The organism is Streptomyces bacillaris, assembly GCF_003268675.1.
Lineage (GTDB): Bacteria > Actinomycetota > Actinomycetes > Streptomycetales > Streptomycetaceae > Streptomyces > Streptomyces bacillaris.
Genome location: NZ_CP029378.1, coordinates 6,810,815 through 6,826,943, shown reverse-complemented (window position 1 = coordinate 6,826,943; position 16,129 = coordinate 6,810,815). Strand labels below are relative to the sequence as shown.

Below are 16,129 nucleotides of genomic sequence, written 5' to 3'. Positions count from 1 at the left end.
CCTGTGGACAGCGAACTGCCGGACATCTACTGCCCGTTCCCCCAGCGGACGAATCCGCACGTCGGGCACGTCCGTGGCCATCTGGCCACCTGGGTCAGACAGACGGGTCTGGTGCACCGCGAGTCCGCGATGAACCGCTTCGAACAAGCCGATTTCGGCGCGTTCGTCGGCATGGTCTACCCGACGGCCGATCCGGAGCACCTCGATCTGGTGGCCGATTGGTTCGTCTGGCTCTTCCTCGTCGACGACCAGCTCGACGACGGCCACCTCGGCCGCTCCCCCGAGCTGGTGCGCGCCGTGGTGGACCGGATGCGGGCCGTGGTGGACGGCACCGCCCCGGCGCCCCTGCCGGGCGAGGAGCTGCCCGCCGCCGTGATCGCCCTGATGGACCTGTGGGCACGTACGACACCGAACGCGGCCCCCCACTGGCGGACCCGGTTCGCCTGGCATCTGGTCACCTACCTCACGACGGCCACCACCTGGGAGGCGGGCAACCGTGCCGAGGGCGTGGTGCCGTCCGAGGAGACGTACATCGCCAAGCGGCGGCACACCGGGGCCATCCACGTCTGCATGGACCTCATAGAGATCGTCGCCCGGATCGAGGCACCGGAGTCGCTCCACAACGACCCCCGGTTCATCACCGCCCTGGAAGCCGCCTGCAACCATGTGTGCTGGGCCAACGACGTCTACTCCTTCGAGAAGGAGCAGGTGCTCGGCGAGATCCACAATCTCGTCCACCTGGTCCGCCACCACCGGGGCCTCGGCGAGCAGCAGGCGCTGGACCATGTCGCGGAGCGGCTGGCGCTGGAGACGGAGCGGTTCCTGACCGCCGAGGACGAGCTGCTGGAGCTGTATCCGGAGCTGATCGGGCTGCTGGTGCCGTATCTGGAGGGGATGCGCAGCTGGATGCGGGGGAACCTGGACTGGTCGCGGCTGACCCCGCGCTACAACCCGGCCGACGTGGGCCAGTACGAGGAGCCCGAGCAGTATCTGGAGGAGACCGTGCTGGGCATAGCGCCCGACCACGCGGAGGCCGCCCCGGGCGCGGCGGAGGTCCCGCGCCAGGCGTGCGCCGCGGAGGCGCCGCGCCAGGGGTGAGGCGCCGAGGCGTTACGCGCTATGGGAGGAGGCCGGACACCCCCAAGGGTGTCCGGCCTCCTCCGCTACGCGCCCGAGGTCACTCCCCGTCCGGGTCCGCCCGCTCCAGCGCCGGGCGCACCCCGGCGGCCGACTCGGTGAGCAGATAGTCGGCGGCGGCGGTGTCCGTCACCAGGCTGGTGACCAGACCCGACCGGAGTACGGCCCCGATCGCGGCGGCCTTGCGCAGACCGCCCGCGATGGCCACCACCTCGGGGATGCGGCGCAGCCGGTCCGCCTCCACCGTGATGCACCGCTCGCCCAGGTCGCGCCCGACCCGGCGGCCGTCGGCGTCGAAGAGGTGCGCGGACATCTCGGCGGCGACGCCGAGCGAGGCGTAGTGGGCGCGCTCCTCGTCGGAGAGCATGTCGTGGACCGTGGAGATGCCCGGCTCCCAGGAGCCGATGGAGACGGCGGCGACCGTCACCTTGTCGAAGTACTCGAAGGCGCGGGCGATGCCCGTCTGCTCGCGCAGCGCGGCAGCCGTCGCCGGGTCGGGCAGCAGCATCGGGGCGTAGATGGGGTGGGCCTCGCCGCCGGAGACCTGGGCGGCCCGGCGGACCGCCTCGACCGAGCCGCGCTCGGCGGTGCCCGCGTCGTACACCCCGGTCAGCTGGACGACGGTGCAGGGCGGCAGGCGGTCGAGCGCCGCCGCCATGTGGATGGTGGAGCGGCCCCAGGCCAGGCCGAGCACATCGCCCTCGGCCACCAGCTCACCGAGGAGGTCGGCCGCGACCTCGCCCAGGTTCTCCGGGTCGGGAGCGTCGTCCTGCTCCTCGGCCGGGGACTCGACGACGACCGCGTGGCGCAGCCCGTAGCGGGCCCGGAGCGCGTCGGAGCGTTCGGCGTCCAGCTCGGCCGGCACCCGGATCTCGATCCGTACGAGATCACGCTCCAGGGCCGTCTCCAGGACCCGGGCCACCTTGAAGCGGCTGACGCCGAACTCCTCGGCGATCTGGATCTTGGACTTGCCCTCCAGGTAGAACCGGCGGGCCATGGCCGCCGCCTGCACCAGCTCCGCGGGTCCCATCCGCATGGCTGACCGACCCGCCGAGATGCCAGACACCGCGATCTCCTCACTGCTGTTCACACGCCCGATACGCCGTCATCCTGTCAGATCCGGCGACCCTTGATCGGCCCCGTCGGGCCGCGTTCATCTGCCCTTTGTTCAGTGGCCGCATGCCCAGGGCGCGGCGGCCGTGGCCGCCTCCGCCTGGGCCCGCAGACCTCGCACCGCGCCCGCCGGGTCGTCCGCCCCGTAGACCGCCGATCCCGCGACGAAGACGTCGGCGCCCGCCTCGGCGCACCGCTCGATCGTGGTCGCCGAGACCCCGCCGTCGACCTGGAGCCACAGCTCCAGACCGTGCTTGCTGATCAGCTCCCGGGTGCGGCGGATCTTCGGCAGCATGATGTCCAGGAAGGCCTGGCCACCGAAGCCCGGCTCGACGGTCATGATCAGCAGCATGTCCAGCTCGGGGAGCAGGTCCTCGTACGGCTCGATGGGCGTGGCGGGCTTGAGCGCCATCGACGCCCGCGCCCCCTTCGCCCGGATCTCCCGCGCCAGGCGCACCGGCGCCGCGGCGGCCTCGGCGTGGAAGGTGACCGAACCGGCGCCCGCCTCCACATACTGCGGGGCCCAGCGGTCGGGGTCCTCGATCATGAGGTGGCAGTCCAGCGGGGTGTCCGTGGCCTTGCCCAGCGCCTCGACGATCGGCACGCCGAGGGTCAGGTTGGGCACGAAGTGGTTGTCCATCACGTCGACGTGGAGCCAGTCCGCGCCTTCGACGGCCTTCGCCTCCTCGGCGAGACGGGCGAAATCGGCGGACAGGATGCTGGGGTTGATCTGCGCCATGCCCCAAGCCTGCCATGTTCCGCGCCGGTTCCTCGCCTCGGCGGTCGCCAAAGGCTCACCCGGCCATCACAGTTCGCACATTCTGCGCATTTTGCCAGTGCTTTACTTTTCTTTTGCCGTGCGGCGAGGCCGGGAGAGACCGATTGTCAGGGCGATATTCAGCCGGTCCTGCGCAGCAGAGCGAGATACATGGCGTCGGTCCCGTGCAGATGCGGCCAGAGCTGGACATCGGGTCCGTCCCCGAGGGCGGGCACGCCCGGCATCAGCGGGCGGGCATCGACCCACTCGGCCTCCACCGGCTCGCCGCCACGCCCCTTCAGGACGTCCTCGACGACCACCCGGGTCTCCGCGAGATGCGGCGAGCAGGTGGCGTACCCGACCACGCCCCCGACCCGTACGGCCTTCAACGCCTCGCGCAGCAGGGCGCGTTGGAGCGGCGAGAAGGCCTCCAGGTCCTCCGCGCGGCGCCGCCAGCGGGCCTCGGGGCGGCGGCGGAGCGCGCCCAGGCCGGAGCACGGCACGTCCATGAGAATGCGGTCGAAGGTGCCGGGCAGCCACGGCGGGCGGGTGCCGTCGGCGGTGATCACCTGGTACGGACCCGGGTTGCCGGCGAGCGCCCGCTCGACCAGCCGGGCCCGGTGCGGCTGCTTCTCGGCGGCCAGCAGGGTGGCCCCCCGCTCGGCGGCGAGGGCGGCCAGCAGGGCGGCCTTGCCGCCGGGGCCTGCGCAGCCGTCCAGCCAGCGGGTGTCCCGGCCCTCCACCGGGACGGCGGCCAGCGCGGCGGCGACCAGCTGGCTGCCCTCGTCCTGGACGCCCGCCCGGCCCTCCTGGACCGCCGTCAGGGCCCCGGGCTCGCCGCCCTCGGCCATCCGCACGGCGTACGGGGACCAGCGGCCCGGCAGCGCGTTCTCGTCGCCGAGCGCCTTGACCAGCTCCTCGGTGGTGGAGCGGCCGGGGCGGGCCACGAGCGTCACCTCGGGCCGCTCGTTGTCGGCCTCCAGCAGGTCCTCGATCCCGGCCCGGCCGCCGCCGAGCGCGTCCCAGAGCGCCGAGACGACCCAGCGCGGGTGGGAGTGGACGACCGCGAGGTGGTCCTCGGCGTCCTCCTCGTACGGCGGCGCGACCTTCTCCACCCAGCCGTCCAGGTCGTGCGCGGAGACCTTGCGCAGCACCGCGTTGACGAACTTCGCCCGCCCCTCGCCCAGCACCACCCGGGCCAGCTCCACACTGGCGGAGACGGCGGCGTGGGTGGGGATGCGGGTGCCCAGGAGCTGGTGGACGCCCATGTTCAGCACGTCCAGCACCGGCGGGTCGACCTCACGGAGCGGCCGGTCGATGCAGGCCGCCACGATCGCGTCGTACGTGCCCTGGCGGCGCAGCGTCCCGTAGACCAGCTCGGTCGCCAGCGCCGCGTCCCGGCCGTCGAAGTCGCCCTTGGCGCGGGCCTTCTTCAGCAGCGGGGGCAGCACGAGGTTGGCGTACGCGTCCCGCTCGTCGACGGCCCGCAGCGCCTCGAAGGCGAGGAAGCGGACGGGGTCCTTCTTGGGGCGGCGGTGGGGCTTGGCGGGACGGCGACGCGGCTGGTCGTTCACGTGGAAGGTGCTCCGCTGAGGGTGAGGGGACGAACCCTCCCAGCGTACGTCGCCGCCACCGGGCACCCGAACGGGCGCCCGGAGTCCGGAAGCGGGGCTCAGAGGCCGAGCAGCTTGCCGGGAACGGGCTCTCAGAGGCCCAGCAGCTCGCCGGGGGCGATCCGGACGCCGCGCGCCCAGTCGGCGGCCTTCATCGGCTTCTTGCCCTGCGGCTGGACCCAGAGCAGCTCGACGGCGTGCGAGCCGGTGCCCGCGTACACGTTGTTCTTCGCCGCCGACAGCTCGCCGGGCGCCAGGTCGGTACGGTCCAGAACGGGCGTGGCCTGGACGAGCTTGAGCCGCTCGCCCCGGAAGAGGGTCCAGGCACCGGGCGCGGGGGTGCAGCCGCGCACCACGCGGTCGACGCGCAGGGCGGGGGCCGACCAGTCGACCTGGGCGTCCTCCACGGTGATCTTCGGGGCCAGGGTGACGCCCTCGTGGGGCTGCGGCACGGCGTGCAGGGTGCCGTCCTCGATGCCGTCCATGGTGGCCGCGAGCAGCCCGGCCCCGGCGAAGGCGAGCCGGGTGAGCAGGTCGCCGCTGGTGTCGGTGGGGCGGATCTCCTCGGTGAGGACCCCGTAGACCGGCCCGGAGTCGAGCCCCTCCTCGATCAGAAAGGTCGAGGCACCGGTCACCTCGTCCCCGGCCATCAGGGAGTGCTGTACGGGCGCGGCGCCGCGCCAGGCGGGCAGCAGCGAGAAGTGCAGGTTGACCCAGCCGCGGGCGGGCACGTCCAGGGCCACCTTGGGCAGCAGGGCCCCGTAGGCGACGACCGGGCAGCAGTCCGGGGCGATCTCGCGCAGCCGGGCGAGGAACTCCTCGTCCCGGGGCTTCACCGGCTTGAGCACCTCGATCCCGGCCTCGGCCGCCCGCTCGGCCACCGGGCTGGCCACCAGCCGGCGGCCGCGCCCGGCGGGGGCGTCGGGCCGGGTAACGACGGCGGCCACCTCGTGGCGGTCGGAGGCGATCAGGGCGTCCAGGGCGGGGACGGCGACCTCGGGGGTGCCGGCGAAGACGAGCTTCATGGGTGGCTGACTGCCTCTCGGGCTTCTCGGACTCCTGCGCCTCTCGGGCGGGCCAGGACGTACGGTGACGAGCAGCACACCAGTCTAGGGGGTGGCCTCGGGGGCGCACGGAGGGCCGCGAGCGCGCTGCTGATCAGGGGCTCGGCCGCTGCAGGTGCATCGCTGATCCAGGGGGTCAGGCGCTGTGGGCACACCAGTGGTTCCGGGGGCTCGGGACCCGTGGGCACACCTGTAGTCCAGGAGGCTCGGGACCTGTGGGCGCACCAGTGTCCAGGGGGCTCAGTCGCTTCCGCCCGCCCGGCGATCAGGGGGCGCACGTGCGCCGCGCACGCCCCGTGCATATGCACATACGCCCCGATAGCGTGACCACATACCCGGCTCGGGCGTTGGTCAAAGGAGATTGACCGAAGCGGGTCGCCCCGATGCGGCCCGATCCCTTTCAACGCCGGTTCGAGAGGCTTCTTCATGGCCGACCACGCAACCCACGACGCCCAAGCGCGGGCCAGCCTGCATCTTCTGGTGCGGGACATCGAGCGGGTGCGGCGGCAGGTGGACGCGCTGCGCACACTCACCGCCCAGCTGGGCAACGTCTACCGCCCGCGCCGCTCCGGCCCCTCCGCGGGCTTCGTCGTCTACGGCAGGGCCCCGGCCCCCACCGTCCGCCTCGCCCAGGAGCTGCGGGACAGCGTCGAGACCCTGGTCACCGCGGCGGTGGACTTCGACCGCTCACTCGGCTTCTCCTGGGACGCGGTGGGCTCGGCGCTGGGGGTCACCAAGCAGGCGGTGCACCGCCGTTACGGCACGCGCCGGGCCTCCGCGCAGTCGGGGAACGCCGAGACGAAGGGCGACACCACGACGGCCCCCCGCCCGGTCGCCGTGGGCCCCGGCGCGGGATCTCCCGTACCCACGGTGCCGGCGGCCCGCTCGATGCCGCCGCAGCCGTCGGCGGTCCAGCAGCCGATCCGCGAGGAGCTGCGCCCCGGGGCCTTCCCGGGCCCGCGCAACGGCTGACCGCAGGGCCTGCCTGACACGTACGCCCCGGAGCGGCGGTCTCCCCGGCCCGCCGCCCCACATCCATGGCCGCCCCCCTGGCCGCCCCCGGAGACGCTCGTCACCGCCTGGCGGATGAGCCTCCCGGCCCCTGCCCGACATGGCTTCGGGCCGCCTGCCCGACGCCTGCTCGGCCACCGCCCCGCTTCCGGCTCCCCCGGCCCGGATCGGCCGGAATCCTTCAGCCGACGACGGTCGTCCCCTGGACTCCTGACCGACCGGGACATGCCCGCCCCAGCCAACGCGGGTGAGCTTCCCGGTCCCCCGCCCGGCGGGTCTCCGGGCCGCCTGCCCGGCGGCCGCTCCGGCCGCTCCGGCCGCTCCGGCTCCCGGCCGGAGCGGCCGAGGCCCTTCGGCCGACGGCAGTCACTCCCCGGCTCCCTGACCGGTGACCGCCGGGCCTACCCCTCCCGGCGCGCCCCGACTCACGCGCCCGCCCGACGGGGCTCTCAGCCGCCGCCCGGCGAGACCCAGCTCGACCTGCGCCTTTTCCGGCACGGCCGGACGCGGCCGCTCGGACGATGTCCGGCGAGCCTCTCAGCGCCCGCCGGGCGCTGCCTCCCGGCCCACGAGCCCCCTCCGGCCTCCTCGGCTGTCCGCCCTCTCCCCGCTCCCCGCGCGACCGGCCGGGCTCTCCTCCGCCGCTGCCGCAGACCGGACCCGGACCGCCGGCCCATCCGAGCGAGCCCCACGGCAGGACCGGCCGCCCCTCAGCTCACCCGATGTCCGGCGGATCGATCCTGATCCGTACCTGCTCTCCCCCGCCCTTGGCCGTACGCGCCGCCTGGGCCGCCTTCAGGGCGCCCGCGAGCGCCGCCCCGCGCCCCGGGACCACCCGGATCAGGACGCGCTCCCAGCTCTCGCCCACCGGGGCGTCCGTGGGGCGGCGGGGGCGGCCTGGCTCGGTGGACGGGACCGGGACCGGGCCCAGGATCTCGGCCTCCGGCGGCAGGGCGGCAGTGTCGAGGAAGGACGCCAGGGCCTCGGCGGGGCCGGTCACCGAGGCCATCCGGGAGACCGGGGGGAAGCGCAGCTCGGCCCGGTCCGCCAGCTCCCGGCGGGCGAACCCGGCCGGGTCCCAGCGGACCAGGGCCTGCACCGGGCGCAGCGTCGGCTCGGCGACGATCACCACCGTGCCGCCCTCGTCCTGCCCGCGCACCAGCGCGCCCGCCGCCGTCCACCGGCGCAGCGCCTCCTCCCCCGCCCGCAGGTCGGGCCTGCCGAGCACGGCCCAGCCGTCCAGGAGGAGCGCCGCCGCATAGCCGCCCTCGGCCACGGGCTCGGCGCCGGGTGTGGAGACGACCAGGGCGGGGGCGGCGGGCACCGCGTCCAGGATGTGGTCACGCCCCGACGTGCGGACGGGCACGGCGGGGAAGGCCCGGCCCAGCTCCTCGGCGGTGCGGCGGGCGCCGACGATCTGGGCGCGCAGCCGGTTCGAGCCGCACTCCGCGCACTGCCAGGCCCGCTCGGCCTGCCCGCACCATGCGCAGTTCAGATCCTGCTGGTCCGGGGCCTCCAGGGGCCCGGCGCAGTGGCGGCAGCGGGCGGGGGTGCGGCAGCGCTCGCAGGCGAGGCGGGGCGCGTACCCCCGGCGGGGCACCTGGACCAGGACCGGGCCGGTGCGCAGGCCGTCGCGCACGGTCTGCCAGGCGAGGCTGGGCAGCCGGGCGGAGCGGGCGGCGCCGTCCCGGGCCAGCTCGCCGTCCCCGACCGTACGGATCAGGGGCGCGGCCCGCCGCAGCTGCTCCCGGTCCGCGAGGAGGGGCAGCGCCCAGCCGCTCTCCACGAGCTGCGCGGCCTCGACCGTGCAGCTGAGCCCGCCGAGCAGGAAGGCGCACCGGCCCTGGGCTGCGCGCAGTTCAAGGACCTCGCGGACGTGCGGGAAGGGGGCGTTGGTGTCGCTGTGGCTGGCGTCCCCGTCGTCCCAGACGGCGACCAGGCCGAGGTCCCGGACGGGGGCGAACATGGCGGCGCGGGTGCCGACGACCGCCCGCACCGAGCCCCGGCGCACCGCGAGCCACTGGCGGTAGCGCTTCTCGGGGCCGGAGTCGGCGGTGAGCAGAGCGTGCCGGCCTGCGCCGAGCACCTCGGTCAGGGCGGCGTCGACCCGTCCGGCGGCCCGCCCGTCCGGGACGACGACGAGCGCGCCGCGCCCCGAGGAGAGCGTGGCGGCGACGGCGCGGGCGATCTCGGCGGGCCAGTGGGGGCCCGGCAGGGCGGTCCAGACCACCCGGGGCGCACCTCCCTCGGCCAGGGCACGGAGGAAGGCGGGGCCCTGGCCGTACCGCTCCCAGGTGCCCGGCTCCGGGGGCGGGGGCGGCGGCAGCGGCTCCGGGGACGGCTTGGACTCGGCGCGGCCGTTGCGGGGCGGCACGGCGAGCTGGAGGACATCCGCGAGGCTGCCCGCGTACCGGTCGGCCACGGCCCGCGAGAGGGCGAGCAGCTCGGGCCCGAGGACCGGCTCCGGGGAGACCACATAGGCGAGGGCGGCCAGCGCGCCCTGGTAGTCGGACTCGGCGCGGCGCTCGACGATGAACCCGTCGATCAGGCCGCCCCCCTCGCGCCGCCCGCCCTGGACGTTGCGCCGCCCGGCACCGAACCGCACCCGCACCCGCACCCCGGGCTGCGCCTCGGCGTCCAGCTCCGCCGGGACCGCGTAGTCGAAGAACTGGTCCAGGTGCAGGACGCCCTTGTTGACCAGCACGCGGGCGACGGGCAGCCGCTCGGCCAGCGCGGCCCCCCGCCAGGTGCGGGGCTTGGCACGCGGCACCTTGGCCCGGCGGACGGTCTCCCGGATCAGCGCAAGCTGCTCCGGCGCCCCGGCACCGGACCCGTCCGCCCCGGCGCCCGGGTCGGCGGACTGCTCGTTCTCGCTGCTCACAGCCAAATTCCTACCAGACGGCACTGACAGCGTCGGCCCCACGGACAGCGCGCGGCAGACGGGCAGAGCGCGGCAGACGGGCAGAGCGGCGGGGCCCGGCCACCGCGTTCGGTGTCCGGGCCCCGCTGTCGCTCGCTGCTGACGCCGTGCGGCCCTTACAGACCGGCGGCCGCGCGCAGCGCGTCCACGCGGTCGGTGCGCTCCCAGGTGAAGTCGGGAAGCTCACGGCCGAAGTGCCCGTACGCGGCGGTCTGGGCGTAGATCGGGCGGAGCAGGTCGAGGTCGCGGATGATCGCGGCCGGGCGGAGGTCGAAGACCTCACCGATCGCGTTCTCGATCTTCTCCGTGTCGATGGCGGCGGTGCCGAAGGTCTCGACGAAGAGACCGACGGGCTCGGCCTTGCCGATCGCGTACGCGACCTGGACCTCGCAGCGGGTGGCGAGCCCGGCGGCCACCACGTTCTTCGCCACCCAGCGCATCGCGTACGCCGCCGAGCGGTCGACCTTGGACGGGTCCTTGCCGGAGAAGGCGCCGCCACCGTGGCGGGCCATGCCGCCGTACGTGTCGATGATGATCTTGCGGCCGGTGAGGCCGGCGTCGCCCATCGGGCCGCCGATCTCGAAGCGGCCGGTCGGGTTCACCAGGAGGCGGTAGCCCTCGGTGTCCAGCTTGATGCCGTCCTCGACGAGCTGCGCGAGCACGTGCTCGACGACGAACTCGCGGATGTCGGGCGCGAGCAGCGAGTCCAGGTCGATGTCGCTGGCGTGCTGCGAGGAGACGACCACGGTGTCCAGGCGGACCGCCTTGTCACCGTCGTACTCGATGGTGACCTGGGTCTTGCCGTCGGGGCGGAGGTAGGGGATGGTCCCGTTCTTCCGCACCTCGGACAGGCGCCGCGAGAGGCGGTGCGCGATGTGGATCGGGAGCGGCATCAGCTCCGGGGTCTCGTCGCAGGCGTATCCGAACATCAGGCCCTGGTCGCCGGCGCCCTGCTTGTCGAGCTCGTCCTCGTCGCCCTCGACCCGCTTCTCGTACGCGGTGTCGACACCCTGGGCGATGTCCGGCGACTGGGCGCCGATGGAGACGGAGACGCCGCAGGAGGCACCGTCGAAGCCCTTTTTGGAGGAGTCGTAGCCGATCTCCAGCACCTTGTTGCGCACGAGGTTGGGGATGTCGGCGTAGGCCTTGGTCGTGACCTCGCCCGCGACATGCACCAGACCGGTGGTGATCAAGGTCTCGACGGCGACGCGCGAGGCGGGGTCGTCGCGCAGGAGCGCGTCGAGAATCGTGTCGCTGATCTGGTCAGCGATCTTGTCGGGGTGACCCTCGGTGACGGATTCCGAGGTGAAGAGACGGCGGGACACATCGCTCCCTGGGGTTGCAGCGGCTGCTGGCTGATCATGGGCGGTACGTCCGAGAGCTGCGCTCGGCACACACCGTCGACCAGTTTATCGGTCATGCCCGGCGGACGGGGCATCCGTCTCGCCCCTTGGAGCGCGACAGCCCGTGACACGGCGGACACTTGAAGGATAATCCACCCGTTCGGACGGGTGTTCCCTCCCGTTATGAGCCCTTTCGGCTCGCCGGAGGGGGGTTGATTGTCACATCTCCCGCAACCGACCCGAAACGAGATCCCAGACCGTGTCCGCGAGCGCTTCCTTCGGTCCGTACGGCACCGGGGTCTCCGTCCCGTCCGCCCCGAGGACGACCGCCTCGTTCTCCTCCGAGCCGAAGGTCTTGCGCTCCCCCACCTCGTTGACCACGAGCAGATCGCACCCCTTGCGGCGGAGCTTGGCCCGGCCGTTGGCGAGGACGTCGTCGGTCTCGGCGGCGAACCCCACCACGAGCTGCCCCGGGCGGGCCCGGGCGGCGGCGACCTCGGCGAGGATGTCGGGGTTACGGACCAGGGGGACCGCGGGCGCCTCCTCGCCGTCCTTCTTCTTGATCTTGCCGGGGGCGTACGCGGCGGGCCGGAAGTCGGCCACCGCCGCCGCCATCACCACCACGTCCGCGTCGGCGGCCGCCTTCAGGACCGCCTCGCGCAGCTGGATCGCCGTCCCCACCCGTACGACATCGGCCCCGGCCGGGTCGGGCAGCTGGGTGTTGGCCTCGATCAGGGTGACCCGGGCGCCCCGGGCCACGGCCGTACGCGCCAGCGCGTACCCCTGCTTGCCGGAGGACCGGTTGCCCAGGTAGCGCACCGGGTCCAGGGGCTCGCGGGTGCCGCCCGCGCTGATCACCACATGGCGGCCCGCGAGGTCGGGCTCGGTGACCCCGCGCGTCAGCACCCGGCGGCAGACCTCGAAGATCTCGCCCGGGTCGGGCAGCCGGCCCTTGCCGGTGTCGACGCCGGTGAGCCGCCCGACGGCGGGCTCGATGACGACGGCGCCCCGGCGGCGCAGGGTGGCGACGTTCTCCTGGGTGGCCGGGTGCTCCCACATCTCGGTGTGCATGGCGGGGGCGAAGACCACCGGACAGCGGGCGGTCAGCAGCGTGTTGGTGAGCAGGTCGTCGGCGAGCCCGTGGGCTGCCTTGGCCAGCATGTCGGCGGTGGCGGGGGCGACGACGACAAGATCGGCGCCCTGTCCGATCCGTACGTGGGGCACTTCGTGGACGTCGTCCCAGACCTGGTCGGAGACGGGGTGGCCGGAGAGCGCGGACCAGGTGGCGGCGCCGACGAAGTGCAGCGACGAGGCGGTCGGGACGACCCGTACATCGTGCCCGGACTCGGTCAGTCGGCGCAGCAGCTCGCACGCCTTGTAGGCGGCGATGCCCCCGCTGACCCCCAGGACGACCTTCGGCTTGTCCACTGCGTCTCCCCGCACTCGGCAACGTAAGAACGTGACCCCCATGCTGCCTCACCGCACCGCGCGTGTTCACCCGGCCCCGGACACACCTCAGGCCCGGCGGGCGGGCCGCCGGGCCTGTGATGGAACGAAGTGCGTGCCGTCCTGCTTACTGGGCGGGGCCCTCGATGGGCTCCGAGGTCAGCAGGCCCGCGTTGATCTCGCGGAGCGCGATCGACAGCGGCTTCTCGTGCACGTGGGTGTCGACGAGCGGACCGACGTACTCGAGGAGACCCTCACCGAGCTGCGAGTAGTACGCGTTGATCTGGCGCGCGCGCTTGGCGGCGTAGATGACCAGGCTGTACTTCGAGTCGGTGGCCTCGAGGAGCTCATCAATCGGCGGGTTGATGATGCCCTCGGGCGTGGTGATGGAAGAGGACACTCTCTGCCTTCCGAAGGGGGTGTGGATCGAAGATCAGGAGATCCGGGATCAGGAGATCCGGACGATCACGCAGATCCAAGAAACGATCACGGAGATCTAAGCCTGAAGCATCAAGGCTAGCAGCTCGCGGGCCACGTCCTCGACGGAGGTGTTGACGAGCGTCGTATCGAACTCGGCCTCGGCGGCCAGTTCGACCTTGGCGGCGGCGAGCCGGCGCTCGATGACCTCGGGCGCCTCGGTGCCCCGGCCGGTGAGCCGGCGGACCAGCTCCTCCCAGCTCGGCGGGGCCAGGAAGACCAGGCGCGCGTCGTCCATCGACTGGCGGACCAGCCGGGCGCCCTGGAGGTCGATCTCCAGCAGGACCGGCTCCCCCGCCTCCAGGCGGTCGAGCACCGCCCGGCGCGGCGTGCCGTAGCGGTTGCCCGCGAACTCGGCCCACTCCAGCAGCTCACCGTTGGCGATGAGCTTGTCGAACTCCTCGTCGTCCACGAAGAAGTAGTGGACGCCGTTGCGCTCCCCGGGGCGCGGCTTGCGCGTCGTGGCCGACACGGAGAGCCAGACCTCGGGGTGCACGGAGCGCATATGGGCGACGACCGTGCTCTTGCCGACCCCGGAGGGGCCGGAGAGCACGGTCAGCCGCGGACGGACGTCCGGGGGTACGGGGGACGTCCCCCGGGATGTTGCAGCCATGGACCGATTATCCAGGTTCTCAGGGGTGCCTGAGAACGCCGGGCGGCACGGAGGCCGGAACGTCAGGCGGCGCTGCCGCCGAACTCGCGCTCCAGGGACGCGATCTGGTTGGAGCCGAGCCCCCGGACCCGGCGGCTCTCGGAGATGCCGAGACGCTCCATGATCTGCTTGGCGCGGACCTTGCCGACGCCGGGCAGGGACTCCAGGAGGGCGGAGACCTTCATCTTCCCGATGACGTCGTTCTCCTGGCCCTGCTTGATGACCTCGTGGAGGGAGGCGCCGGAGTGCTTGAGTCGATTCTTGACCTCGGCCCGCTCCCGGCGAGCCGCGGCGGCCTTTTCGAGCGCGGCTGCGCGCTGTTCAGGGGTAAGGGGCGGAAGAGCCACGCCTACGTCACCTCGGATGTCGATCTGTCGGATACGGACCGGTGGGAAAGCTGGACGCCCTCCACCAGGTGAGCGACGAACACACTGTGCTCGGCCGCTCTCGACGGAGACTAGCGGCCAAGGCCGCCGTAGTCAGCGAGAACAGACGAAAAGTCCTGGTCAGCCTTGGCCGACCAGGACATTTACCGCATAACCACCGGGTTTCCCGTCAGTAACTCGTCAACAGCCTGTAAACGTGCCAGGGTCAACTGCCGGAGACGGCATCGCGGACCTCGTCCGCGAACCGCGCGGCGGCTTCGCGCAGCCCTGACGCGTCCGGACCGTGGCGCAGCACGCCCCGGCTCACGCTCGGCACCACGTTGCCGACCGCCGCCCCGAACACTCCCGGAAGGTCCGCCGGGGTCGCCCCCTGGGCACCGATGCCGGGCGCGAGGAGCGGCCCGTTGATCGCCAGGTCCACCCCCGCGTCGCCGAGCGTCGCCCCGACCACCGCGCCGACCGAGCCGAGCGGGGCCGCGCCCGCGTTCTCCGCCGCCATGTGGTCCAGCATCAGCTGCGCCAGCGAGCGGCCGTCGGCGGCGGTGGCGCGCTGGACCTCGGCGCCCTCCGGGTTGGAGGTGAGCGCGAGGACGAAGACGCCCGCGCCGGAGACGGCGGCCGCGTCGAGCGCCGGGCGCAGCGAACCGAACCCGAGATACGGGGAGACCGTGACGGCGTCGGAGAAGAGCGGGGAGTCCTTGTCCAGGTAGGTCGTCGCGTACGCCCCCATGGTGGAGCCGATGTCACCGCGCTTGGCGTCCATCAGGACCAGCGCCCCGGCGGACCGCGCCTCCGCGACGGCCTTCTCCAGTACGGCGATGCCCCGCGAGCCGAACCGCTCGAAGAACGCCGACTGCGGCTTGAGGACGGCGACCCGGTCGGCCAGCGCCTCCACGGTGGTCCGGGTGAAGCGTTCGAGGCCTGCGATGTCGTCGTTCAGCCCCCAGGAGGTGAGCAGGGAGGCGTGCGGGTCGATGCCGACGCAGAGCGGCCCGCGGGTGTCCATGGCGTGGCGCAGCCGGGCGCCGAAGGGTTCGGGGGTCACAGGGCGGCCTTCTTCCGGGTCTCGGCGCCGACGGCCTCGGCGAGGGTGGCGTACGGGGACGCGGCGAGCCGGGCGGCGAGGCCCTTGTGAACGGCCCGGGCGTAGAAGGGACCCTTGTAGATGAAGGCGCTGTAGCCCTGCACGAGGGTGGCCCCGGCCAGGATCCGCTGCCAGGCGTCCTCGGCGCTCTCGACGCCCCCGACGCCCACCAGGGTGATCCGGGTCCCCACACGGGCGTACAGACGGCTCAGGACCTCCAGGGAGCGCTCCTTGAGGGGTGCCCCGGAGAGCCCACCGGTCTCGCCCACCAGTTCCGGGCCGGACTTCAGGCCGAGCCCCTCGCGGGCGATGGTGGTGTTGGTCGCGATGATCCCGTCGAGCCCCAGCTCCACGGCGAGGTCCGCGACGGCGTCCACGTCCTCGTCCGCGAGATCCGGGGCGATCTTGACGAGCAGCGGTACGCGCCGGCCGGTGACGGTGCGGTCGGCGGCCTCCCGTACGGCGGTGAGCAGGGGCCGCAGCGACTCGGTCGCCTGGAGGTTGCGGAGACCCGGGGTGTTGGGCGAGGAGACGTTGACGACGAGGTAGTCCGCGTGGGCGGCCAGCCGCTCGGTGGACTTCACGTAGTCGGCGGCGGCCTCGGCCTCCGGCACGACCTTCGTCTTGCCGATGTTGACGCCGACGGTGGTGCGGAAGACCGGGTTACGGGCCGCGAGCCGGGCGGCGACGGCGGCCGAGCCCTCGTTGTTGAAGCCCATGCGGTTGATCAGCGCCCGGTCCGCGACGAGCCGGAAGAGCCGCTGCTTGGGGTTGCCGGGCTGCGCCTCACCGGTGACCGTACCGATCTCGACGTGGTCGAACCCGAGCATCGCCATACCGTCGATCCCGACCGCGTTCTTGTCGAACCCGGCGGCCAGCCCGAACGGCCCGTGCATCCGCAGGCCCAGGGCCTCGGTGCGCAGCTCCTTGTAGCGAGGGGCGAGAGCGGCGGCGACGAAGGTACGCAGAACGGGGATGCGGGCGACGAGGCAGATCCAGCGGAAGGCGGTGTAGTGGGCCTTCTCGGGATCCATCCGCTTGAAGACCAGCCGGAAGAAGAACTTGTACATGGAGAGATGTCCTCACAGAGAGGGGGACACCGTTTCCGGTGTCCCCCTGCTGGGCT

General features: G+C 73.3%; 14 protein-coding genes. 2 read left to right on the top strand and 12 right to left on the bottom strand.

Features of this window, described 5'->3' with window-relative positions; translation table 11 throughout:
• Window positions 1-3 precede the first annotated feature (3 nt).
• On the top strand, window positions 4-1,098 hold the full coding sequence (locus DJ476_RS29810; RefSeq protein ID WP_112491945.1) for a terpene synthase family protein: 1,095 nt from the start codon (window positions 4-6) through the stop codon (window positions 1,096-1,098).
• Between the two features lie 79 nt (window positions 1,099-1,177).
• Here the strand turns inward: DJ476_RS29810 and DJ476_RS29805 are convergent, their stop codons facing one another.
• From DJ476_RS29805 to fmt, 4 genes are all read right to left on the bottom strand, one after another.
• A complete protein-coding gene (locus DJ476_RS29805) occupies window positions 1,178-2,173 on the bottom strand; it encodes a sugar-binding transcriptional regulator (protein WP_018490194.1) in 996 nt (331 codons plus the stop codon).
• 132 nt (window positions 2,174-2,305) lie between these two features.
• The gene (rpe, locus tag DJ476_RS29800) at window positions 2,306-2,989 is read right to left on the bottom strand and encodes a ribulose-phosphate 3-epimerase (protein ID WP_103421163.1); all 684 of its coding nucleotides are present in this window, start codon (window positions 2,987-2,989) and stop codon (window positions 2,306-2,308) included.
• A 158-nt stretch (window positions 2,990-3,147) separates the two neighbouring features.
• Window positions 3,148-4,581: an RsmB/NOP family class I SAM-dependent RNA methyltransferase gene (locus DJ476_RS29795; RefSeq protein WP_053562006.1), complete on the bottom strand. Its 1,434-nt coding sequence runs from the start codon at window positions 4,579-4,581 to the stop codon at window positions 3,148-3,150.
• 131 nt (window positions 4,582-4,712) lie between these two features.
• Window positions 4,713-5,645 (bottom strand): methionyl-tRNA formyltransferase, encoded by a 933-nt coding sequence (gene fmt / locus DJ476_RS29790; protein WP_053562005.1) that lies wholly within the window; start codon window positions 5,643-5,645, stop codon window positions 4,713-4,715.
• A gap of 465 nt (window positions 5,646-6,110) precedes the next feature.
• Here fmt and DJ476_RS29785 point away from each other — a divergent pair, with 465 nt between their 5' ends.
• Window positions 6,111-6,656 (top strand): hypothetical protein, encoded by a 546-nt coding sequence (locus tag DJ476_RS29785; RefSeq protein WP_070204864.1) that lies wholly within the window; start codon window positions 6,111-6,113, stop codon window positions 6,654-6,656.
• Between the two features lie 754 nt (window positions 6,657-7,410).
• Here DJ476_RS29785 and DJ476_RS29780 read toward each other — a convergent pair.
• The 8 genes from DJ476_RS29780 to DJ476_RS29745 all read right to left on the bottom strand — a co-directional run bounded on the left by DJ476_RS29780 (window position 7,411) and on the right by DJ476_RS29745 (window position 16,073).
• Complete coding sequence (locus DJ476_RS29780) at window positions 7,411-9,576, bottom strand: primosomal protein N' (RefSeq protein WP_112491944.1); 2,166 nt, start codon at window positions 9,574-9,576, stop codon at window positions 7,411-7,413.
• A 155-nt stretch (window positions 9,577-9,731) separates the two neighbouring features.
• Window positions 9,732-10,940, bottom strand: coding sequence for a methionine adenosyltransferase (gene metK / locus DJ476_RS29775; RefSeq protein ID WP_018490200.1), 1,209 nt, complete (start codon window positions 10,938-10,940; stop codon window positions 9,732-9,734).
• Window positions 10,941-11,177: 237 nt separating this feature from the next.
• The gene (coaBC, locus tag DJ476_RS29770) at window positions 11,178-12,386 is read right to left on the bottom strand and encodes a bifunctional phosphopantothenoylcysteine decarboxylase/phosphopantothenate--cysteine ligase CoaBC (RefSeq protein ID WP_103421166.1); all 1,209 of its coding nucleotides are present in this window, start codon (window positions 12,384-12,386) and stop codon (window positions 11,178-11,180) included.
• 145 nt (window positions 12,387-12,531) lie between these two features.
• Entirely contained in the window at window positions 12,532-12,804 is a 273-nt protein-coding gene (gene rpoZ / locus DJ476_RS29765) for a DNA-directed RNA polymerase subunit omega (protein WP_015607348.1), read from the bottom strand.
• 96 nt (window positions 12,805-12,900) lie between these two features.
• Window positions 12,901-13,494, bottom strand: a complete 594-nt coding sequence (gmk, locus tag DJ476_RS29760; RefSeq protein WP_053562000.1) for a guanylate kinase — start codon at window positions 13,492-13,494, stop codon at window positions 12,901-12,903.
• 62 nt (window positions 13,495-13,556) lie between these two features.
• On the bottom strand, window positions 13,557-13,880 hold the full coding sequence (locus DJ476_RS29755) for an integration host factor (protein WP_014157387.1): 324 nt from the start codon (window positions 13,878-13,880) through the stop codon (window positions 13,557-13,559).
• A 244-nt stretch (window positions 13,881-14,124) separates the two neighbouring features.
• Window positions 14,125-14,964, bottom strand: a complete 840-nt coding sequence (pyrF, locus tag DJ476_RS29750; protein ID WP_103421167.1) for an orotidine-5'-phosphate decarboxylase — start codon at window positions 14,962-14,964, stop codon at window positions 14,125-14,127.
• Entirely contained in the window at window positions 14,961-16,073 is a 1,113-nt protein-coding gene (locus DJ476_RS29745) for a quinone-dependent dihydroorotate dehydrogenase (protein ID WP_112491943.1), read from the bottom strand. The genes pyrF and DJ476_RS29745 overlap by 4 nt, the downstream gene beginning before the upstream one ends.
• Between the last annotated feature and the right edge of the window lie 56 nt (window positions 16,074-16,129).

Bases quoted from the DNA above. Each gene is read 5' to 3' on its own strand.
- gmk (WP_053562000.1), bottom strand. From the start codon at position 13,494: ATGGCTGCAACATCCCGGGGGACGTCCCCCGTACCCCCGGACGTCCGT.
- DJ476_RS29745 (WP_112491943.1), bottom strand. From the start codon at position 16,073: ATGTACAAGTTCTTCTTCCGGCTGGTCTTCAAGCGGATGGATCCCGAG.
- DJ476_RS29805 (WP_018490194.1), bottom strand. From the start codon at position 2,173: ATGCGGATGGGACCCGCGGAGCTGGTGCAGGCGGCGGCCATGGCCCGC.
- fmt (WP_053562005.1), bottom strand. From the start codon at position 5,645: ATGAAGCTCGTCTTCGCCGGCACCCCCGAGGTCGCCGTCCCCGCCCTG.
- rpe (WP_103421163.1), bottom strand. From the start codon at position 2,989: ATGGCGCAGATCAACCCCAGCATCCTGTCCGCCGATTTCGCCCGTCTC.
- DJ476_RS29785 (WP_070204864.1), top strand. From the start codon at position 6,111: ATGGCCGACCACGCAACCCACGACGCCCAAGCGCGGGCCAGCCTGCAT.